At 62.0% G+C, this 21,654-nt stretch carries 19 protein-coding genes; 6 read left to right on the top strand and 13 right to left on the bottom strand.

All coding sequences use genetic code 11. The annotated features are described in order from the left end of the window. Positions 1 to 17: 17 nt before the first annotated feature. Both M1P90_RS37015 and M1P90_RS37020 read right to left on the bottom strand, forming a co-directional pair. Entirely contained in the window at positions 18 to 1,187 is a 1,170-nt protein-coding gene (locus M1P90_RS37015; RefSeq protein ID WP_483704961.1) for a saccharopine dehydrogenase family protein, read from the bottom strand. Positions 1,188 to 1,551: 364 nt separating this feature from the next. Beyond that, positions 1,552 to 3,063: an aldehyde dehydrogenase family protein gene (locus M1P90_RS37020; RefSeq protein WP_483704963.1), complete on the bottom strand. Its 1,512-nt coding sequence runs from the start codon at positions 3,061 to 3,063 to the stop codon at positions 1,552 to 1,554. A gap of 1,117 nt (positions 3,064 to 4,180) precedes the next feature. Here M1P90_RS37020 and M1P90_RS37025 point away from each other — a divergent pair. Further along, on the top strand, positions 4,181 to 5,635 hold the full coding sequence (locus tag M1P90_RS37025; protein WP_483704965.1) for an IS110 family RNA-guided transposase: 1,455 nt from the start codon (positions 4,181 to 4,183) through the stop codon (positions 5,633 to 5,635). Between the two features lie 13 nt (positions 5,636 to 5,648). Here M1P90_RS37025 and M1P90_RS37030 read toward each other — a convergent pair whose 3' ends face one another. Then, the gene (locus M1P90_RS37030; RefSeq protein WP_483704967.1) at positions 5,649 to 6,758 is read right to left on the bottom strand and encodes a hypothetical protein; all 1,110 of its coding nucleotides are present in this window, start codon (positions 6,756 to 6,758) and stop codon (positions 5,649 to 5,651) included. Positions 6,759 to 6,766: 8 nt separating this feature from the next. Next, positions 6,767 to 7,015, bottom strand: a complete 249-nt coding sequence (locus M1P90_RS37035; protein ID WP_483704969.1) for a hypothetical protein — start codon at positions 7,013 to 7,015, stop codon at positions 6,767 to 6,769. A 32-nt stretch (positions 7,016 to 7,047) separates the two neighbouring features. On the opposite strand from M1P90_RS37035, the gene tnpC reads away from it, so the two are divergent. After that, positions 7,048 to 8,436 carry an IS66 family transposase gene (tnpC, locus tag M1P90_RS37040; RefSeq protein ID WP_409569855.1) on the top strand — a complete coding sequence of 463 codons (1,389 nt, stop codon included), beginning with the start codon at positions 7,048 to 7,050 and terminating at the stop codon, positions 8,434 to 8,436. A gap of 291 nt (positions 8,437 to 8,727) precedes the next feature. On the opposite strand, the gene M1P90_RS37045 is transcribed toward tnpC, so the two are convergent. From M1P90_RS37045 to M1P90_RS37060, 4 genes are all read right to left on the bottom strand, one after another. Continuing rightward, on the bottom strand, positions 8,728 to 9,723 hold the full coding sequence (locus M1P90_RS37045; RefSeq protein ID WP_483704971.1) for an alpha/beta fold hydrolase: 996 nt from the start codon (positions 9,721 to 9,723) through the stop codon (positions 8,728 to 8,730). Between the two features lie 298 nt (positions 9,724 to 10,021). Next, on the bottom strand, positions 10,022 to 10,891 hold the full coding sequence (locus M1P90_RS37050; protein WP_483704973.1) for an RNA polymerase sigma-70 factor: 870 nt from the start codon (positions 10,889 to 10,891) through the stop codon (positions 10,022 to 10,024). Positions 10,892 to 11,040: 149 nt separating this feature from the next. After that, the gene (gene nirK / locus M1P90_RS37055; RefSeq protein ID WP_483704975.1) at positions 11,041 to 12,120 is read right to left on the bottom strand and encodes a copper-containing nitrite reductase; all 1,080 of its coding nucleotides are present in this window, start codon (positions 12,118 to 12,120) and stop codon (positions 11,041 to 11,043) included. A 266-nt stretch (positions 12,121 to 12,386) separates the two neighbouring features. After that, positions 12,387 to 12,866 carry a flavodoxin domain-containing protein gene (locus tag M1P90_RS37060; protein WP_483704977.1) on the bottom strand — a complete coding sequence of 160 codons (480 nt, stop codon included), beginning with the start codon at positions 12,864 to 12,866 and terminating at the stop codon, positions 12,387 to 12,389. Positions 12,867 to 13,034: 168 nt separating this feature from the next. On the opposite strand from M1P90_RS37060, the gene M1P90_RS37065 reads away from it, so the two are divergent. Next, complete coding sequence (locus M1P90_RS37065; RefSeq protein WP_483704979.1) at positions 13,035 to 13,262, top strand: hypothetical protein; 228 nt, start codon at positions 13,035 to 13,037, stop codon at positions 13,260 to 13,262. Positions 13,263 to 13,478: 216 nt separating this feature from the next. Here M1P90_RS37065 and M1P90_RS37070 read toward each other — a convergent pair whose 3' ends face one another. Beyond that, the gene (locus tag M1P90_RS37070; RefSeq protein ID WP_483704981.1) at positions 13,479 to 13,931 is read right to left on the bottom strand and encodes a MarR family winged helix-turn-helix transcriptional regulator; all 453 of its coding nucleotides are present in this window, start codon (positions 13,929 to 13,931) and stop codon (positions 13,479 to 13,481) included. Positions 13,932 to 14,176: 245 nt separating this feature from the next. On the opposite strand from M1P90_RS37070, the gene M1P90_RS37075 reads away from it, so the two are divergent. Further along, a complete protein-coding gene (locus M1P90_RS37075; RefSeq protein WP_483704983.1) occupies positions 14,177 to 16,009 on the top strand; it encodes a chloride channel protein in 1,833 nt (610 codons plus the stop codon). A 223-nt stretch (positions 16,010 to 16,232) separates the two neighbouring features. Next, on the top strand, positions 16,233 to 16,748 hold the full coding sequence (locus M1P90_RS37080; protein WP_483704985.1) for a nitroreductase family deazaflavin-dependent oxidoreductase: 516 nt from the start codon (positions 16,233 to 16,235) through the stop codon (positions 16,746 to 16,748). A 156-nt stretch (positions 16,749 to 16,904) separates the two neighbouring features. Here M1P90_RS37080 and M1P90_RS37085 read toward each other — a convergent pair whose 3' ends face one another. The 3 genes from M1P90_RS37085 to M1P90_RS37095 all read right to left on the bottom strand — a co-directional run bounded on the left by M1P90_RS37085 (position 16,905) and on the right by M1P90_RS37095 (position 19,016). Continuing rightward, entirely contained in the window at positions 16,905 to 17,192 is a 288-nt protein-coding gene (locus M1P90_RS37085; protein ID WP_483704987.1) for a hypothetical protein, read from the bottom strand. Positions 17,193 to 18,040: 848 nt separating this feature from the next. Beyond that, the gene (locus tag M1P90_RS37090) at positions 18,041 to 18,496 is read right to left on the bottom strand and encodes a hypothetical protein (RefSeq protein ID WP_483704989.1); all 456 of its coding nucleotides are present in this window, start codon (positions 18,494 to 18,496) and stop codon (positions 18,041 to 18,043) included. Positions 18,497 to 18,548: 52 nt separating this feature from the next. Beyond that, entirely contained in the window at positions 18,549 to 19,016 is a 468-nt protein-coding gene (locus M1P90_RS37095; protein WP_483704991.1) for a hypothetical protein, read from the bottom strand. Positions 19,017 to 19,501: 485 nt separating this feature from the next. Between M1P90_RS37095 and M1P90_RS37100 the strand changes: the two genes are divergently transcribed. After that, positions 19,502 to 20,833, top strand: coding sequence for an IS110 family RNA-guided transposase (locus M1P90_RS37100; protein WP_483704993.1), 1,332 nt, complete (start codon positions 19,502 to 19,504; stop codon positions 20,831 to 20,833). Positions 20,834 to 21,139: 306 nt separating this feature from the next. Here M1P90_RS37100 and M1P90_RS37105 read toward each other — a convergent pair whose 3' ends face one another. Beyond that, positions 21,140 to 21,463: a DUF542 domain-containing protein gene (locus tag M1P90_RS37105; RefSeq protein ID WP_483706079.1), complete on the bottom strand. Its 324-nt coding sequence runs from the start codon at positions 21,461 to 21,463 to the stop codon at positions 21,140 to 21,142. Positions 21,464 to 21,654: the final 191 nt, after the last annotated feature.

A 21,654-nucleotide genomic window follows, 5' to 3' on the forward strand; every position in this document is an offset into this window, starting at 1 on the left:
GCGCACCGATCCTTACGCTATTGCCCATCCTCAACGCGCACCGTCCATGCGATGCCGCGCTGGCGCACTTCCTCCATCACCTGGCCTGCCGCCACCGCCGCCTCCATGCGGTGGCAGCCCGGAGCGATCACGCCGCGCGCCTGCAAGCCCATCATGATCGCGCAGTGCCCGCCGGTCAGCCGTTCCATGGCCGTGAAGCCGGTCGCTTCATCGTAGTGGTCGATCAGGTCGACGGTCACACGCGTTGCACGGCCGTCTTTCTCGCCGACGCCGATGGCGCGCAACACGCAGACATCCTTGATCTCTGCCGCCCTCAGTCGCGGTTCGAGCAGCGCATGATAGAGCGCGCGCGGGATCACCTGCTGGCCCGCCACCTCGATCGGGTCTTCGGCGAACAAGCCGAGCGTCCGAAACGCCTTGAACCAGGCGTAGTGGCCGGGGTAGCGCAGCACTTTGGTCTCGTAGCGCTGCAGGCGGCCCAGGTGGCTCCAGGGCGTGGTCGACAGACTGCCCGAGATCACGAAGGCTTCCAGTTTGCCCAGCGCCTGGAAATCCAGCTCTTCAAGCTCGGTGAAGGTGTCCACCTCCACGATGGCGCCGTCGCGGATGAAGGTGGCCCGGCCGTCGTACTCGTTGGTCAGCCCGTTGATGTGGAAGGTCAGCTGATAGTTCCAGGGCGGGGATGGATTCTGCGGTAGCCCGCCGTCGTAGAGGTAGACCTCACGCGGTTGGTCGAGCAATTCCATGGCGTAGACCCCCATGGTGTTGATCAGGCCGGGCCCCATTCCACAGTCGGGCACCACGCTGACCCCCGCCAGTCGTGCGTCGGCGTCCAGCGCGAGCTGGGCGAACACCACCGCGGTGTTCCCGCCCATGTCACACCAGCTCACACCCGCGGCGATGCAGGCGCGCGTCAGGTCGAGATTGTAGTAATAGGGCACGGCGGACAAGACCACATCTGCGCCGCTGACGAGGGCGCACAACGCGGCACTGTCGGTCACATTCAGCTGGTGGGCGACGGCGATATCCCGGTTGGCGAGCTGGTTGACGCGCGCTGCCGCCAGCTGCGCCGCATCGAGGCGCGCATCGGCCAGGACGATCGCCCTGGCTGCGCCAAAGCGCGCCAGGTCGTAGGCCGCCGCGGTGCCCTGCCGGCCGGCCCCCAGGACGACGTAGCGGTAGCTCATGGTTGTGCTCCTGTCGTCAACGATACCCGTGCCTAATACTACAACCGCAGTTAGCTTGCCATAGAGGCCACAGAGATTAAGAAATGGACAGAACACCTCTGTGACTCTGTGATCTCTGTGGCTCTAGAAAGCCAAGTACGGTAGTAGTGCTAAACACATCTCAGCCTTCCGTCCAGGCTGTTTGTAGCACTTGCCGCCCGTATGCGTGACAAAGGTGCTCCAATACTGGGAGCTGCTATGCACTCACCTCACCAATGCAAGAATGAAACATTCTTGCATATTCTGATCGCACACTCGGGATTGAAGCAGGGCGGCGTGACGCGCGCCATCGCGTCACGCCGCGACGACTCAGGCCGGCGCTGACTCAGAGCCCGACACACACGGCTTTGACCTGGGTGTAGAGCTCCAGGGCGTGGTGACCCATCTCGCGCCCCCATCCCGACTGCTTGTACCCGCCGAACGGCAGCGCCGCATCGAACACATTGTAGCAGTTGATCCAGACCGTTCCCGCGCGTATGGCGGAGGCGACCCGGTGCGCCTTGCTGATATCCTTCGTCCAGATACCGGCGCCTAGCCCGTAGATCGTGTCGTTGGCGCGGGCGACCAGATCATCCAGATCATTGAATGGCATCGCGGTAACGACCGGGCCGAAGATCTCTTCCTGCACGACCTTCATGTCCGCGGTTGTGTCCACCAGCACCGTCGGCTCGAAGAAGTATCCGCGATCGCCATAGCGCCGCGCGCCGGCCGTTGCGCGTGCGCCATGCTCGATCCCAAGCTCAGTGTAGCCGCGAACCCGGTCGAGCTGCTCGCGCGAGACCAACGGCCCCATCTCAGTGGCCGGGTCGGCGCCAGGGCCAAGCTTGATGCCCCTGGCGATATCGGAAACGCCCGCTACCACGTTGTCAAAGAGTTTCTTCTGGATGTAGAGCCGTGATCCGGCGACACAGCACTGGCCGTGGTTGAAGAAGATCGCCATGGCCGATCCCGTGATCGCGGCCTCAAGATCGGCATCGGCGAAGACAATATTCGGCGACTTCCCGCCCAATTCCAACGAGACCTTCTTGAGATTCCCCGTCGCCGCCTGGACGATCAGGCGCCCAACCTCGGTCGAGCCAGTGAACGCAATCTTGTCGACATCTGGGTGCGCGGCCAGCGGCGCGCCAGTTGTCTCGCCGAAACCCGTCACGATGTTCACCACCCCGTCCGGGAATCCGGCCTCCTGGAAGAGCTGCCCGAGCCGCAGCGCCGAGAGCGGTGTTTGCTCAGCCGGCTTGAGTACGACGGTGCAGCCCGCCGCGAGGGCGGGAGCCAGCTTCCACGCCGCCATCAGCAGCGGGAAGTTCCACGGGATGATCTGCCCGACGACGCCGACCGGCTCGTGGTGCGTGTATGCAAAGAAGGTCGGGTTCGGGACATTTGGGGTCGAGATCGGGATCGTATTGCCCTCGATTTTCGTCGCCCAACCGGCCATATACCGAAACATGTCAACCGCCAGCGGCAGATCGGCGGCGCGCGCGACCGTCAGCGGCTTGCCGTTGTCGAGCGACTCAAGCTGGGCGAACGTTTCCAGGTTGGCTTCGAGCAGATCAGCGAGTTTCCAGATCAGGCGTCCGCGCTCGGACGGGGTCATCCTGCGCCACGACCCCTTGTCGAAGGCCCTGCGGGCAGCGGCGACCGCGCGATCGATGTCCTCTTTGCCGCCTTCGGCCACATGCGCGATGATTTGGTCAGTGGCCGGGTCGTAGATAGGGAAGGTCTGACCAGAGACAGCATCAACCCATTGACCGTCGATCAGCAGCTGATGCCGCCCGTCGACAAAGTCCACGACGTTGTCATCCAAATACTCCAGCGTTGTCGCCCCCACAACAGACATGATCCACACCTCCTTGTACGGTTCATCGACCCAACAAACGACCCCGCCTTCGGCAAGACTCACTGCCAGCGGGGTATGGCACCGGCGGGCCCCGTTTCAGGTTTCCGCCGGCAAACCATCGAAGGTAGTTTATGCGAAGCCGCGCTCGCGCAAGAAATCGGTGATCGCCGCAACCCGTTTGGGCATTGCGGCGATTGGAACAGCATTCGCTTGGCCTGTGATGAGCAGCAGTGTACCAGGCCGTCAGCCGCATGGCTGTGACAAAAGTCACATGCTTGCTTGTGAAATTGGCGCGATGTGTGGCGTTGGCTCATGCCGCGGCGCTATGGGCCAGGGATGGTGGCGAGCTCGCTAATCGTCTATGTGCTCTTGATATGAACGAACGGCTGTTGAGCGAGGGGGGAAGCAGCAGCCTAAAACACACCGTCGTCCTGAGCACACAAGTGGTTCAGAACGACGGTTTACCTGATCTCAGGTTGCCCCTGGTGTCACATACGGAATCCTAGACTGCTCTGGGCATATCAATCAGCGGTACTCGCTCGACGGAGCTGCCGAAACGGTCCCCATCCACCGTTTCCGCTGAACGTGCATACTGCTCCTCGCATCGCTGCCCGACGTGTGCTGCAGCCCGTCACCGCGTCCCCTCCCGGTGCGGGATGTGCCCGCCCTCCACGGCGAGTCAAGGTCGCGCGGGGCCAACCTGATCGGCGCGCACAAGCGCCTCCGCTTAAGGCCCATCGCGCGCTCGCCTTGGCCTTGACCGCCGTGGGATACTCATCCTTCCCGCACGGGAGGCGCCAGCTCCACGCTGCACCTTTTTCTCGCGCTCTTATTTGCCATTGTTCGAACATATATGCTATGATTCCTCCCGGAGAGGCATCTTGGGCATAGCTATCCCAACAAAAGCACCGAAGACCCCTACCTGGTGGCTGGAGGCTACTCCTCGAAGCTAATTGGGGGGTGTGGTCAGGAACCTTCATAAGCATTTGAAGGCCAGGCACCCACTTCTGGTATGTGAATGGGAGCGACACACCCACGGTGCTTGCCTCTCCACCTCCATTCAGCGACGCGCCTTCTCTTTTCCGTTGCCCCAAGATGTGAATGAAAGCCAGGCACTATGTCATCACGAGCGCGAAAGCGCGATATCCCGCAGATCATCCCAATCCTTGCGCATGAGTCAGTCTATATCGGTGTTGATGTCGGCAAGCACACGCATGTCGCCGGCTTTGTCTCGAATACCTTGATGGATCGTCATAAGCAGTTCGAGGTCTGCCCAGTCCTCAAATTTGAGAATTCCCGTGAGGGATTCCGCCAGCTCGTCGATCGTATTCAGTCCTATGTCCCAGTAGAACAGTGTTTCGTGTTACTTGAAAAAACAGGGCACTATCACAAAGCGCTTGAACAATATCTGCTCGAACTCGATATCGCGGTCTATCTCATCCATGTCCAAGAACGTCCCAAGGGGACAGTGAAGACGGATAAGCGCGATGCCCTTGGATTAGCTAATCACCTCTACAACCAATTGGAAAAAGGCATTCAAGTTGCTGATAAACTGCAACTGATTCGCCGTGCAGTGGCTCCATCTCCAACGGCAGCCCTGCTGCGGGCTTTACTGCGCCATCGCTATGAGTTGATCCAGGAAACAACCCGCCGCAAGAACAAGCTCACCGCGATCTCTGATGAAGTGTTTCCCGAGTTCACTCGAATTTTCAAGGATCCCAATCTGCCCTCGGCGTTGGCGTTCCGCCAGCAGTTTCCAACGCCGCACGCAGTCGCCACGGCCAGCCTGGACGCATTAAGCAAGGTTCGGGTCGGGCGCTATCCCGCACGGGCCAAATTGATCGAACTGCAAGCACTGGCTGCCCAAAGCATCGGAACCAAGGATGCGGCACGCCTACGCGGGCTCGTGCTCGAGCAGGCGCAACTGATCAAAGAGCTGCAGCTGATGCAGGATCATGTGGTTGAGCTCGACCGCGAGATTATGGCCAGCGTTGAACAGTCGCGTCAGGGGCAGATCCTGACCTCCATTCCGCCGGTCGGACCGATCCAAGCCGCGACCCTGCTGGCTGCTCTCGGCCACATCGACAACTTTCGCAGTGCCGCCGCGCTCAAGGCCTATTTTGGCTGGGCACCAACCACGGTCCAAACTGGCATCAGCGTAGATCAGGTCACGCTTGGCCGCGGGGGAAGCCGGACCACCAAGCAGACGATGTTTTTAATCGTCGGCAACGCGATCCAGCTGGACTGCGAATGGAAACGGATTTACGACCGATTAGTGCCGATTAAGTGTAGCTACGATGAACGCACGCGTCGATACAAAGGGAAAGTGAAAGTCATGGGCCGGATTGCAGGGCAGATGATTACGCTTATGTTTGCCCTGCTCAAGCATGACCAAGAGGTGCTTCGGAGCACACCTGCGGATCAAACACCGCCTGAGCCGATGTGCTACGATCCAGCCGTCCATAAAGCACATCGTGCGGGAGAGTACCGGCCATTGAAACCAAAGCCTCGCCCAGGCAAGATCATTCAACTGGAAAAACGTCAGCCATTCTCATTTGGGGACATTCCATAAGCATTAGCGTCGCTTACCTTCCCGCTTGTTCTTTGACCTGTTCTGGCGGTTGCACTGTCGGTTGGGTCTTGAGTGCGGCGCGCACGGCGCGCAGCGTCAGCGCCAGAAACAGGAGCATCGCCGCTACATTCAGCAGGCCGCCGAGCCGCCGCAGCGCGAAATTGCCCACCAAGTCGCCGCCCACCCGCGCGATCAGCGAGAGATGCAGTAGCGCGACATGCGCGTAGAAGATCCGATGAAACGGCACTGGCACCTGCACCACGGCCGGAAGGATGATCGGGGCGTGGGCGAAGACCATACTGATCACAAAGCCGACGAAGACGGCGTGGAGCATCGCATCGTACAAAGGCCCGCCGGCGACGCCGCCAATGATCAATGCCAGCGCGCCGCCGATGCCGAGCCAGACGTAGCCTGCCAGCAGAGTGACGGCGATAAAGCGGGTCAGGCCAGCCGTGCGCACGGTGCGGCGCGCCAGGTCGTAGCGCGCCAGCCAGCGCGCCAGCGCCGCCAGACCGGCGCCGCTCAGGCGCATCCCGAGATCATCGGCGCGCACGGAGAGCAGCATGCCGCCGACCAGGAGGCCCGTGGCGGCGACGAACGCCAGCTCGTGGCGGCGCGCGAGCTGGCGTACTCGGCTCAGCTCCAGCCGCTCACCCGCGATGGTGAGGACCAGGAAGCCCAGCCACCAGATGACTACTCGGAACACTGGCCAGCCCGCGAGCCAGAGCAGGTTGCCTACCAGCCACGCGAGCGCGCCAAGCGCCATGGTGACAGTAAACGGAGCCGTCTGGCGGCGCACGATCGCGGCAAAGACGCCGATCAGCAGCGCGCTGCCGAGCGTTATCAGCAGCGCGCTGGCCCATGGCGGCGCTCCGCCGATCAGCAGCAGCGCGCCCGCGCCACACAGCAGCGGCGCACCGTAGGCCCAGCGCCTGCCCAGCGCCACGCCGCGCTCCAGGCTGATCAGGGTGCCGAGAAAGCCGGACACCATCAGCGGCCCATGCGCCATCGGCAGTGGTGCGGCCAGAAGTGGCCAGGGCCAGCCGATCCGCAGCAGGCCGCCCCACAATCCGGCCAGCAGCGCGAGCAGCCCAAGGGCCAGCAGTGGAAACTGTATGCGCATGCGCCGCTTCATCGCTCGACCTCCTGCCCGGCGGTGGATCCGGCCAGTTGACTGCTCTGGCGAAGACCCGCTGCCGTGTCATGCGTCCACCGCAGTCTTGCGGTGGGCGCCCTGCGCTTGTCGCGCCCGGCTGCCGCGCGCTCGGCGCCAGTGAACGAGACGAAACAGCGCGTGCGGCCTTCCGTGAGCAACTTTTGACGCGCCCAGCCGCGGATTTTGTCATTGTCGATAAATGCGGCAGTAATGTAACTGTTCACAGTTATCCTAAGCTTATGCTATACTCGGCTGCATGACGCTTGAAGACGAAGTTGAGCGCCTGCGCGCAGTCAATAGCGATTTGCACGCTCGCGTCGGCGAGCTAGAGCAGGCCTTAGCGGCTGCTCTGGCTCGGATTGCCGAACTGGAACAGCACCACGACGAGCCACCACCCTTCGTCAAACCTAATCGACCCAAACCAGCCTCGCCAAAATCGCCGCGCAAGAAGCGAGCACCTCAGCACAATCACAACCGCAAGCGAATGACCCCGACCCGCTCGGTCGAGCATGCGCTTGAGCGCTGTCCCGACTGCCTCTACCGCTTACAAGGCGATAGCCTCGATTATTCGCGTGAGGTGATTGAACTGCCTCAACCGCAGCCGGTCGAGGTCGTCGAACATCGGGTAATCAAACGCTTCTGTCCGCACTGCCAGCGCTGGCACAGCCCCAAGCTCGATCTGAGTGGTCAGGTGCTGGGGCAAGGGCGTATCGGCGTGCGCATCATCAGCCTGCTCGGCTACTTGCGTACCACGCTGCGCTTGCCCATCCGCCGCATCCAGGCGTATCTGCACAGCGTTCATCAATTGCTGCTCAGCACAGGCGAAATCGTGGAATTACTCCATCAGTTGCGGCAGAGGTTGCAAGCCGAGCTCGAGGCGCTCAAGGCACAGGCGCGTGCCAGTCCGATCCTGCACGGCGACGAAACGTCGTGGCGCGAGGATGGAATGAACGGCTACATCTGGGCGTTTTCAACCCCAGGCGAGCAAGCTGTGCGCTACTACGACTACGACCACTCACGTGGACAGGCCGTTGTGAAACGCATGCTGGCTGGTCAGTTTGAGGGCCACCTGGTGAGCGATTTCTACTGCGGCTACAACATCTATGCCGGCAAGCATCAGCGCTGCTGGGTTCATCTGCTGCGCGCGCTGCGGGAGCTGAAGCAGCAGCACGCCGACGATGCGGGGGTACTGCAGTGGGCGCAGCAGGTACGAGCGCTCTACGACGATGCCCAAAGCTGGCTGCGTGAGCACGAGCAGCCGATACGCGAGCAGCGCGAGCAGCAGTACGTGCAACTGACGGCACGGGCGCACGCACTCGGGTTCGCCTATGCGCGGGTCAAAAAGCATGCCTGCCAGGCGCTGGCGAAACGGTTGCTGCGGCACGAGGAAGAGTTGTTCCAGTTTGTGCTGATCGATGGCTTGAGTGCGGATAACAATCTGGCCGAACGCAGCATCCGGCCGCTGGTTGTCATGCGCAAGATCAGCGGCGGCTCGCGCAGCCAGCAGGGAACCAAGACTCGGCTGGGCTTGGCAAGTCTGTTCGAGACCTGGCAGGCACGCAAGTGCAACCCGTTTGAGGAATGCGTCAAGCTGTTGAGCCAAGGCGCAACCTCTTCGACCGAATGTTCTTTACCCCAACAGTGAACAGTTACGCAGTAATATCAACTTGACTCCGCGTTATGCTCGCTCGCCACGAAAGGCGCGCGCCTATGGCAGCGTGCCACGCAACACTCCTGCCACTACCACCTTGCGCTCGACCGAGCCTACGCGAAAAGCCGTGCAGGCCGGTTAGCTTGAACGTGGTGGGCCACCTTCGAGCCAATCCCGTACCGCCCATCTTTTTCGCCCCTGTTACCGACATACATTCACATCGCGTCGAGTTGGGCATGCGCGAGGTGGCGGATGGTCGTTGTGCAGCCGACTGGGGAGTCGGTTTCAGTCTCCCTTACGTTGCTGCATGACCAGATCGTCAATGGCTGCGATCACCACCTCCGGCCGATCGAGGTGGATGTAGTGGCCGCTTTGGGCTACCACGATGTGCCGGGCACTCGGTATTTGGTCAGCGAGATCCTGTTGCAATTCTTGCCAGAGCTGTTGCATATACTCACCAGAAAAGCCAGGTGGAAACTCACGCAGCTCTGTGGAGCTCAACACCACGACAGGCACATGCGGCAGTGGCCCCGCATGTTGCACCTCCTCCTGACTCGCTTGAAATGCGGCCATCTCAGCGGCCAGCGCTCGGTACGCTTTGGTTTGAAAGCCCATTGCCCGATCCATTGGTTGATACGCCTCTGGTAACTTATCGGCAATGATGGTGATCGGTTGGTTCGCTAATCGCAGCAGTCCAAACGGTGCGACGCGACTGGCGAGCAGCGTCAGTCCGGCCAAATTGCCTTCATAGCGCTGCCGCACATCCGCACGCATCCGCAAGGTTTGCTCCGGATGAACCGAATCAACCAGCACAATGCCAGCGATCTCGTGGGGATACCGACGAGCATAGAGTTGGACATCTAGTCCGCCTAACGAATGCCCGACCAGGATATAGTTTGCAAGCACGCCGATATGCTGTAGCAGCGTGTGGAGCTCCGTCACGACTTGTTGGCTGGTGCGGGGAAGCGGCCCTTCTTCGCTCCAGCCATAGCCGGCACGATCATACGCGCAGACGCGGGTAAGCGGCGCGATGGCCGGCTGGACCACAGCCCAATCCGTCGACCAACCACTCATGCCGGCTTCCAGGATGACTGCCGGGCTCCCGTCACCCATACAGTTGACGTGCAGGGAATGGCCCCCAACATCGATGAGCCTTCCAGGTGGTGGATAGGTGCGTCCATCGCGTGTATTGGCCATCGCCTGGTACCCACTTGCGAGGAGTACCCCGAGTGTCAAGACCACGAGCACCCCAAGTCCGCTCTTTCGCATCCGCCTGCGCATGCCGATTGTCTCCTTGTATGCTCGGGAGCATGCCAGCCCACTGCTCCACGCATGCCGTCCAAAATCCCTGGTGTTGTGATGGCTGGCCCAAGGAGGGCAACATGACGTTGCCTGGCAAGAGGGGAGACGGAACAGCCGAGGTTTTTGTGACAATTGCTATCTGTGTGCGAGCGGACGTGGCAGCCACCAGGAACGACAGGCGCACCGGTTCGAGCGACGTGCGTATTACGAGCGGGAGTTAGTGCCCGGCGAGTCGTTTGGATACAGTTGCGGCCGAGTGGAACGGCAGGTCTGGCAATCACGCCAACCGTGGCACGCGCTGCAACTTATCCGGGTTGACAATCATATACAGCGTTTGGATACAGCCATCGACACTCACAGCGGTGAGCACCCCCTGCGGCTGCCCATTGATGTAGGCGATACAGCCAGGCTGGCCGTTAACCAACCCTGGCTGCAGGATAAGGCGACCTGGGGCTTTGCGGAATAGAGCGCCTATGAGACGTAGCACCTTCGCATGCCCATAGATCGGCCGCCGCGCCGTCCCCGCCGTGCCACCGCCATCTGAGTAGAGCACGATATTCTCAGCCAGCAGAGTCAACAACCCATCCATATCTCCACTCATACAGGTCTGGATGAATTGTGCGGTCAGCCGCTCCTGCTGCGCGGGCATCACCGCGAAACGCGGGCGCTGTTCGGCGAGGTGGTGGCGTGCGCGCCGGACCATCTGGCGACAATTCGTCACGGTTTTGTCGACGATACACGCAATGTCTGCGTATTCGTATGCGAACACGTCACGGAGCAGAAACACGGCGCGCTCCACTGGGGAGAGCCTTTCGAGCAGCACGAGGAACGCGAGCGAGAGCGACTCAGCCAGCACAACGGAATCGGTCAGGCTGGGAAGCTGCTCGGTGACGAGTGGTTCTGGGAGCCAGAGACCGTAATACGCCTCGCGTTGAACGTGGGCAGTGCGAAGATGGTCAATGCAGAGCCGTGTGACAATAGTCATGAGATATGCCTTCGGAGAATGCACCCCTACGGCAGCGGCCTGCTGCCAGCGGAGAAACGTTTCCTGGACCATATCCTCGGCATCCATCACACTCCCAAGCATACGATACGCGATCGCGAACAGCAGGGGCTGATGCTGGGTAAAGAGCGTTATGCGCTCCATGCCTGGGTCCATGGCTCTTGGTCTGCAGAAAATGAATCGGTCAGTTCGCGATAACTGGAGGGTTGGACAAAACATGCGATGGTGGTCACCCGCCGACGCGGCCTCTGAAACGAGCGTCGGCGGGAACACCTCCTCGCAGTAGCACCGCGCTAGTGGTCGCTCATCGTCTGTCCAGCAGGAACGTCGAAGACGGCTGGATTGGCCGGCCCGGTAACGACAATCTGTGCCACGGCCCCCTTATCGAGTGCCCGGCTCAGCGCGTGATCCACCAGGGTGTATGTGCCCGGCACCTGGACCGTGAACTCCACCCACGCCGCGCCGCCGGCCGGGATCAGGGTGGTTTGCACGTTGTGAACCGCTTCGGTTGCACCTTCTGGATGCACCGTGTCGAAGATCTCGCCGATCAGATGCAACGAGGAGATCAGGTTCGGGCCGCCGTTGCCGACGAAGATGCGCACGCGGTCGCCAACCTGGACGTGCATCGCATGGTCCTTGGTCAGCCCGGCTGCCTTGCCGTTGAAGACCACAAACGAGGGTTGCTCGTCGCTCAGGTGCATGCTGCTGTAGCTGAGATTGCCCTGCGTGCCGTGCGGCTTATTCGTATAGAACTCACCTTGCATGATATAGAACTCGTGGTCCACCTTGGGCAAGCCCTCCGCCGGCTCGACCACAATCATGCCGTACATGCCGTTAGCGATATGCGTCGGAATGTGCGGTGTCGCGCAGTGATAGACAAACACCCCCGGATTGAGCACCTTGAAGGTCACCTGCTTCTCCTCCCCTGGAGCAACCATCGTCGCGACCGCGCCACCGCCCGGCCCGGTCACGGCATGCAGGTCGATCGAGTGCGTCATGCTGCTCGACGGGTCGTTCTTGAGGTGCAGTTCGACCGTGTCACCAACACGCGCGCGGATCATCGGGCCCGGGACGGTGCCGCCAAAGGTCCAGTAGCGGTAGGTTGTGCCGTCGTCGAGGTAGCCGGTCACTTCCTTGGTCGTCAGGTGGACCACCACCCGTTCGGGCGTTGTCCGCGCTATCGGCGGTGGCAGATCGATTGGTTTCTTGACAATATCCACCGCGTCGGCGGCGGCCGGCGGAACGGTCGGTTCGGGCGGCGAGGCAGCTGTGGCACGGTCCTGCGCACGAAGCGGTAGGAAGATCAGCCCGGTCAGGATGACAGCGACGACCAGCAGTCCCGCGATGCTCAAAATCAGGGTTCGGCGTTTCATCGTTCAGTCTCTCATTCTGGCGTCCAGGATGTGTGACGCATACATATGGTTCTGGAACGAGCCGCGCACAATACCTTGGGCCGTCGGCTCATGACATTCTTCGTGGCTCCTGTCACGAAGTTCGTCGGTAATAAGTGTAGTGAGTTCGTGCAATGCGCGAGGGAAGAAGTGATAACTCATGGTGAAGAAGCCGTAACTAATGATGACGATACCGCAACCACAGCAACACAGGCCAGGCCACATCGCGGGCGCTCGCTGAGGCATTGTTACACCACCTCCACGGCGACCGCCTGGAAGCACGCAGCCACGTCCAGCGCCCAGGCCTGGGCGTGTTCGACTGCCAGTTCGGTTGGTTCGCCATCGAACTCGAAGTTCGGCATGACCTGCGTCGCGCCGAGCTGCTCGAACAGCGCCGCGAAGGCTGTGCCGGCCGCGCAGAAAAAGGGGTCGTAGTTATGGTCGCCCAGCGCGCAGACGGCGAACGCGATGGGGCCTAGATCAGGTGCTGCTGTTTCCAGCGCGTCGTAGAGTGGTTTAGCACCAGCCGGCAGATCGCCCTCGCCGTGCGTCGATGTGCAGATCACGATGTCCTGATAGTGCTCAAAGACTATGAGATCAGCATCATACATGTCCCGCACGATTGGGGTGAAGCCCACAAGATCGAATGCCGCCGCGAGCTCGTGGGCAACCGAGTCCGCGTTGCCGGTCAGCGTGCCGACCAGGATAAGAACTGGATGGATCACCACGCACCTCTCCGCAGTGGATGGAACGGACATCGCCGCATCCCCCATCAGGGTGCTATAAGCATCCTCCAATCGGGGCATGCTGTCTTTGCGCCAGATCAATGACAGAGTGGTAATGGCACGACGAGGTGATCTCTCACGCCATGATTGGCAGCACCGTTCAGCAGGAACATGATCGCGCCAACAAGCGAACAAAAACCGGGCTCTTGGCCAACGGTCGTGAAATGGCTCACCGCCCTTGTGGAAGAACGCGGTGTTCATAAGAACAGCGCATACTGGGGCGTGCTCTTCCCACCGGAGATCTACACCGCCAGCACCTTCCAACTGGCAAAGGCGCTGGGTCTGGATTTTCTGCTGGCGATCTCGCACCTGTTCATCGCTATCACGCTGCTAGCCTGATTGGTGACGTTCATAGGGACTGATTCGTCCTCTGGTCAGGGGCGACGTGCTCGCTGTCCGGCAGCAGCGGATTGAGGAAGGCGCGGTGGTTGCGCGCTGATGATGGTCAGCCGCGCACGACGTGGGGCGGGAGCTGGACCGGCTCGTCACCGAGCTGGCCCGCCGTAATCCCCTGGCGACATCTGCCGCGGATTGGGTGCGCGATGCCGTCGTGCTTCAACCGCTCGGCTCGCCCGCTGAGGAGCGCAGCGGACCAGTTCCTCCATTCAAACGCTCTAATATAGCGCTTAACTGCGGTCCCAGCCGCCGCAGCTCCTCCCGATGTGCGGTGGTCAGCTGCTCAAGCAACGTATCACCACGTGCGGTGAGCCGCACATACACCTGTCGCCGATCATCCATTGCCGACTCGCGCCCTACCAGCCCCTGCGCAACCAGACGATCGACCAGCCCCACGGCACTGTGGTGGCGAATCTGAAGCCGTTCAGCCAGCTCACTGATGGTGATTCGATCGCGTCCTGGGAAGCCCTTGATCGCCAACAGCGCCTGATGTTGCTGTGGCTCGATGCCGACCGACCGCGCCGACTCTTCGCTGAAGCGCAGAAACTGTCGCAGCGCATAGCGAAAAGCGGCTAAGTGCTCATACTCTTCTTTACTCAACCGGGTGCTCATACTTTTTGTCCTGTACGCAACGCCATGCAGATCGCGCTCCTGCGAAGGAGCGCCCCAACAGCATCCCCAAGCCGCCCTTGAAAACAATCGTAATACGATATATAATCGAAGTGCGGAGTCCGCACCTCCGGCATACGTCCGAGGCGTACCCGCTCCTTATCGCGCTCCAGGCGCTTCGGATTGGTTCACGGCACACCTGGAAATGTCATGTTCCGACAGTGTCTGCCTGTATTCAGGAATAAATCATGCCCGTGAATGTTGAAACCGTCAAACGACCCGATCGCTTAGCAGATTTCACCCGTGACACGCGCATCGTGATCCTGGCCCTGATGGCGTTGGTGATCGGCAGCAGCAGCGCGGTGATCGCCGCCATCCTGGTGCGGCTGATTGCGCTGGTCACCAACCTGGCATTCTATCAGCGGCTTTCGCTGGCAGACAGTTCGCCGGCCAACCATGCCCTGGGCTATTGGGTTGTTGTCGTCCCGATGGTTGGCGGGCTGATCATCGGGCTGATGGCACGCTATGGGTCAGAGAAGATCCGCGGCCACGGCATTCCCGAGGCGCTTGAGGCCATTCTGATCGGCCGCAGCCGCATGGAGCCCAAGGTCGCGGTGCTGAAACCGCTCTCATCGGCCATCTCGATTGGTACGGGAGGGCCATTTGGTGCCGAAGGGCCGATCATCATGACCGGCGGTGCGTTCGGCTCGCTCTTCGCCCAGCTGTTCCATCTCTCCGCAGCGGAGCGCAAGACGCTGCTGGTGGCTGGCGCCGCTGGCGGTATGGCCGCGATCTTTGCCTCACCGGTTGCTGCGGTCCTGCTTGCCGTCGAGCTGCTGCTGTTTGAATGGCGGCCGCGCTCGTTTATCCCCGTCGCCGTGGCGGCCGCCATTGCCAGTGTGGTGCGCGTTCCGCTGCTGGGCGCCGGGCCGATCTTCCCTGTCCCGCCACACCCGGCCCTGCCTGCGAGCGCGATCGGTCTCTCGTTCGCCATCGGCATCCTTGCTGGCCTCGGTTCGATCGTGTTGACCGTGCTGGTCTATGGCTTCGAAGATCTCTTTCAGAAGCTGCCACTTCACTGGATGTGGTGGCCCACCCTGGGTGGGCTTGCGGTCGGCATCGGCGGGCTGCTCGACCCGCGCGTGCTGGGCGTCGGCTACGGTGTGATCCACGACCTGCTGCGCGGCCACGCCCTCGGCGGGCTGCTGCTCAGCCTGCTGATCATCAAAGCGCTGATCTGGTCGATCGCGCTCGGGTCGGGCACCTCCGGCGGCGTGCTCGCGCCGTTGCTGATCATGGGCGGTGCGCTTGGCGCGCTGGAGGCGCAATGGCTATCGCTCAACGATCCTGGATTGTGGGCCATGATCGGTATGGCAGCGATGATGGGCGGGACCATGCGCTCGCCGCTGACCGCGATGATTTTCGCGCTCGAATTGACCCACGACCTGAATGTGCTGCCGGCGTTATTAGCCGGGTGCGTTGCGGCGCATGCCGTCACGGTGCTACTCATGCGGCGCTCGATCTTGACCGAGAAAGTCGCACGGCGTGGCCATCACCTCATGCGCGAGTACAGCGTAGACCCCTTCTTGCTGGTACGCGTGGGCGAGATAATGGACACTGACCGGCTCGCGATTCCCGCGACGATGAAGATCGCCGAGCTCTCGGATCGTATTGCGCGCGGAGATCCCGCGGTCACGCGCCACCAGGCGATACCGATCGTCGATAGTGCGGGGCGGCTGACCGGAATCATCACACGTGGCGATGTAGTCCGCGCCTTGGGGTACGATCCCGGCGGGAGCGCGACCGTCCTGGAGACCGGCAGCACGCGCCTGTTGGTGACCTACCCGGACGAACTGCTCGATGACGCGGTCACGACCATGCTACGAAACGATGTAGGACGCCTGCTGGTAGTCGCGCGCGACGACCCGACCCGGCTGGTCGGCTATCTCGGGCGGGCAACGATCCTCACCGCGCGACTCCGCAGGCTGGACGAGGAGCATCTCCGCGAGCCGGGGTGGTTGCGTGGTCCTTCGCCAGAGCCATCGCGCGGCGATACGGCGGAGAGCCCCCTACAAAGCTGAATCGCTCCGACAGGTGTGGCGCCGCTGAGGACCGCCGTTGATCTCGGCGTTGTATGAGCGCATCTACGGAATGAATGCTGCGTTGTCGTCGCCAGGAGCCACCGCTTCCGCCGGCTCGTTGGCACCGAATCCGGCTCGAGCCTCGCGCTCCACGCGGCGGCTGGATCGGCGATGGCCAGCGCATTTCTGGGGAGCAGGCGCGGGAGTGGAAGGAGAGACGACCATGCCCACCAGGCTGACTGCGCTCCACCCGGATCGGGGGCTGCCCCGCCTGGTATTGCGCATGCCGATCTGGCTCTATCAGGTACGCCTGGGCTGGCTGTTGGGTGGACGCTTCTTGATGTTGACCCATATTGGGCGCAAGAGCGGCGTGCCACACCAGACGGTGTTGGAGGTCGTCGGCTATAACAGTATGACGGATACGTATATCATCGCGTCGGGATGGGGCGTGCAGGCCGACTGGTTCCGCAACATCCAGAAGACGGCGCATGTGCTGGTCGATACTGGTCGTCGGCGGCTTGAGGCGGTGGCCGAGCGCCTGTCGGAGGAAGACGCCGAGCGCGCAATCCATGACTACGCCCAGCGGCATCCGTTCGCCTTCCGCGCGCTGGCCGGCGCAATGATCGGCCGGCGCCTGACCGGCACGGAGGAGGATTACCGGGAGTTGGCCAGGTCAATTCCACTGGTTGCCCTGCGGCCGAGGGCGGCTATTCGCCACTCCAAATCCAGGCCAGGCTGAAGGATGGTTGATGGACACGGTGCGCCTGACGATTTGGAGAATTCCACCGAATACTGGTTTGGACACGGAACACAGAGGACAGGCCACACTCACAGGGAGGAATGTGGCCCGTGTACTGTGGATGACGCCGCACCCCGCTGTTCCGGTCGTACACGTTCAGCGGTTGCCAACCCACTGACGCGCATGAAAGCGACCGGTGTCGTGGTGCGGCCCACCGCCCTGCCCTTCACCAACCCATTCACCGCTGGTCCATTGATCATTGCCCGCGACCGATCGGCTGATCGTACCCTGGCCTTCGCCAACCCACTGGCGCGCATGAAAGCGACCGGTGTCGTGGCGCGGCCCAGCGCCTTGCCCTTCACCAATCCATGCACCGCTGATCCAGACATCTTCGCTATCCAGCTTGTCAATCGCCGTCGAGCGATACTGTTCCTGTGCTTCCATGATATGCCGCCTTTCAGCCCAGCACGGGCGGAACTGGCCGGAGAACAGGAGTATGTGCAGAGCGAGATGGAAGTCCAGCCATGAGTATATCGTATTACGATATTATACCACGATATTCTGAACATGGAGTGATGATCATTCCCAAGACGTTGGCGGATCGTCAGACGGACACGCGCGTGTTTGCTGCATACGATGCATGACATCGTGCTAAGCTGACCTGAGCCACAACGATGGCGGTAAAAACGCAGCCAGTGATGCTGCCCCGATGCGGCCCTGGAATGCCTCCGCTGACATCCACTCATACATCCGCCGGGTGCCCTCTGCGTGCCGCAAAGGACACCAGAACCAGCTGGCAGGCGATCACCGCTGAGCGTCCCGGCCTGGTCGCAAGGAAGCGGTTTGCGCCTGGGCACCCGATTTGGGGAACGCTGGTGGGCGTCAAACGGGGGGATCCATCTCTTTCTGCGGCATGCGTTTGGAGCAGAGATATAAGCGACGGATGGCTGGGTCGTTGCTGTCGCAGAAGCTTCAGGAGCGCGGGGCAGTAGTTCGCCTCGATGTGCTAAGCGGAGCGCGATATGCGCCAGTTGCACCGACAGAACTCATCCAGCGGAACGCGAGCTGCTTCCAGGATGTCTTGAGTGCAACACAGCAGGCCCTGGAGGATCTGGCGACGCCAGCGGTGGCCGAGTATGTTCGGTTGACCCACGCAATCGACAGAGCGGCTGGCCTGGCCACCTGCGTGTGTTGGTGCAACGGAGAACACAGCCGTCACCAGCGCGTCTGTGCTGGCAGCGAAGAGCAGAAGGAATCGACGCTTGGATGGTCATGCAAGAGCGAGCGCTGGCTTACGGTTGTTGATCGCGCTCGGGGCGCGGCAGCGCGCGGAACGGCACGACGCGCGGCCAGGCGTGGGCAACGAAGAGTGCCGCAGCAAGGAGGTACAGCAGCCCCATCAGTGTCGGCAGCACCATCCAAAGCCGGCCAAAGATAGGCCATGCCGCCCAGTTCTCCAGCCCGGCCAGCCGGTCAGAGAGCACCCCGAGGAGGACACCACTGTTGAGCGCCGCGTAGCAGCCCCAGGCCAGATATTCGTTGCCCCGCGAGCCGCTGGCGTCGAGCCGCGGCAAGATCCAGAAGGCCACCCCACATGCGAGCTGTACCGTCCAGCCCACCAGCAGCATATGAACGTGCGCCGCTCGCAGCGTCCACAGCCATGGCAGCAGCGGCACGCCTTTGTTCACCAGCACCACCCCGCCCACGGCGGAGCCGACCGCCAGCCATACGAGCGCGGTGCGGATCATGAGTTGGCTTAGTCGCGGCATACACGTCAACCTGAGCACGCCGGTCAGTCGATCAAATGCCGGCCTTTGTGCCTGGTTGGTTGTCCCTTGCTCTCACCACCGACCGGCGCTTCACTCGCGGCCAGATCGCGATAACGAACGCCCAGATCGCCAGCACCTGCAACAGCCCCGAGAGAACGAGCGGCCAGCGAAGCCAGGGTATGGGCAACCAGATCAGCAATGGCTCGAAGATCGTGCGCAGCAGCAAACCGCCGTTGAGCGCGCCGTAGGTGAACCAGCCCAGCCGCTCGTCGCCGCGTGGCTGATCGCGTGAGAACGGCGGAAACATCCACAACGCGACCCCGCAGATCAGCTGGGTGACCCAGCCGACCATCAGCAGGTGGTAAAAGACCGGCAGCAGCGCTCCGATCCGTCCGTCGAGCGCCAGCCCCTGGTTCGTCAACACCAGCCCGCCGACGACAAACGCGGCCAGCAGATAGATCAGTGCAGTGCGGATGAAGTAGCGTGCTTGGGTGTACATAAGCGGGCCATCATGATCGGCGGCGAGGAGCAAAGAGGGCCAGACGCACCATGGCCAGCTACGCGCTGGCCATGCCCAGCTGCGAGAGCAAGCAACGCAGCGTCGCAAGGGCAGCCCGACGAGCCCAGCGATCACAAACGCGCGCACTGCCAATCATTGGGGTGTTCCTCGTATACTAAGTTCGTGGGCGGGTCTGCTGCCCGTCCACCGCTTGACGGTTTGGCAGGTCTGGGCGATCCTTACGCCGTATGGCCGGTCGGAACGAATGCTGTTGTTCCATGCGACGCTGATCGCTCTCCAAAGACTGTGTGCTCCGGGTACGACGTGGACTTCTGACCCTCAGGTTGTTCCCCGGACGTGGGGTCGGGCCAGGGCAGCAGCTGGTTCGACACAGACACCCACGTTCGCGAGTTCTGATCACGCGCGAGGATGTTGTGGCGTCGGCCACACCCGGATCTGCCCGACCGGCAACAAGGAGGTATGTTATGCCCGCCATCGCCTATGTCGGCCTGGATGTCTCTCAAGCTGACGCCAGTGTCTGCTTCCTGCTCGCCGACGGTTCTGAACCCGTGCCGCGCTGGAGCGTCCCCAACACCCAGCCGGGTGCGGATGCCCTGGTGACGACCCTGGCCCACCTCGCGCAGACCCACCTGGTGGATCAGCTGCGCATCGGGATGGAAGCCACCGGGCTGCTCTGGTGGCACCTGGCCTGCGCCCTCAAGGACGCGGCAGCACTGGCGCCCTTCGCGCCGCGGATTTACGCCTTCAATCCGCACCTGATCAAAACCTTTCGGGCCAACTATGGGGCACTGCCCAAGAGCGACCGCGCCGATGCGTTTCTGATTGCCGAGCGGTTGCGCTTTGGGCGCCAACTGCCCTCGCCGTTCCAGCTCGATGCGCGCTACGCCCCACTCCAACGCTTGACCCGCTTTCACTGCCATTTGGCGCAGAACCTGGCGCGCGAGAAGAGCTATTTCCTGAGCTTCCTGTTCCTGACCTTTTCGACCTATGGTCAGATTGCGCCGTTTGGCGACCCGTTCGGGGCCACCAGCAGTGCGGTCTTGGATGAGTTCACCACCGAAGAACTGGTTCAGCAGTCGCTCTCGGACTTGGCCGGCTATCTCCAGGCCAAGGGGCGCGGGCGCTTCAGCGACCCCGACGCCCTGGCAGCCACCCTTCAGCGCGCCGCCCGCGACTCGTACCGGCTGGATAAAGTGCTGCAGGAGCCATTGCGCCTGGTGCTCGGCACCACGCTGGCGACGATCCGGTGTCTCCAGACCCAACTCAAGATCCTGGATAAGACGATCGCCCAGGAATTGGCGGCCATTCCGCAGACGCTGGCCTCGGTGCCGGGGCTGGGGCCGGCCTGGACTGCCGGCTTGATCGCCGAACTGGGCGACATCACCCGCTTCGATGATGAAGCGGCTATCGCCCAGTATGCCGGTCTGACCTGGGAGACCCGCGAGTCGGGCCAGTTCCAGGCCGAGGACACGGAGTTGACCAAACGCGGCAACAGCTACCTGCGCTACTATCTGGTTGAGGCGGCCAACAGCGTGCGGCAGCACTGCCCGGAATATGGGCGTTACTACGCCGCGAAATATGCCGAGACGCCCAAACACGCGCACCAGCGCGCGCTGGTGTTGACCGCCCGCAAACTGGTGCGGCTGCTCGATGTTTTGCTGAGCGAGGGCAAACGCTACATGGCGCCTGAGGAGCGATCGCCCCGTCAGATGGCGACGGCTCCGCACACCGTGCGTCCGGCCCGCCAGCGGCGCGGGAAACGGGCAAGCGCGATCGAGGATCTTTCCGATCCATAGGCAGCTGCGTTGCTGGTTCGGCTGCATCAGCAAGCGGGACGCGGGTGGGCTGGTCTGCTGCCCTGTATCGACCGCGTTCCGCCGTTGCTGCTGCCACCGGATCGAAAGGAGGTGCGTGCGCGCCCAGGCCCCGACTGGGGCGGGCGGCCGCCCGCCCCAGTCGGGGCCTGGGCGGCGCCGCGCCGGGCAGCATTTGGGATACAGCACACCCGTGCGAAACACATCGTCACGCGCACGGTGAGTTTGTGCTGCCAAAGAGGTGTTCCAGTTGTCGATCTGGGTGCTCACAAAGTGCCTCTTGACATTTCACCCCAGGTCTTGCACCTCGTGCAGCTCCGTGAGAAGGAGACTCAGATCGAGGCCGTGATGCTCGGCCGCAACCCGCCGCGGAAGCGCACCACCGCAGCATATGTCGAGTCCAAGGCGCTGGAAGACCAAAAGCGTCTGCGGCCACTGCTCGACGATCCGATTCAGCGCGTCGTCGCCCGTGATGGTGGTATGAGCCGTATTGTGGTCACAGGAACACCTTTCTCGTGCAACGTCCCAGTGTTCAATCGGGACAAAGATAGGCTGCTTCGCCGCCGTGCTGGCGGCGAGGATGGCAGAAAGTATAGTCCATGAACTGTAGATACACTGCGACTTTTGTCACAATGTGCTGTGCCAAACGGATGTGCGACGTCAGGCTGCGCCCAACGCCGCGTACCCCGAGCAACATCGACAGAACCCGGCATCGCCTCAACGACCAGCGTCAACCGTCGCCGTCAGCCTCAGCCAGGTCACCCGCGTGAATGCACGGTGCATCCCAATCGGCGAGGGGCGCT

Source organism: Kouleothrix sp. 19917, from assembly GCF_057073505.1.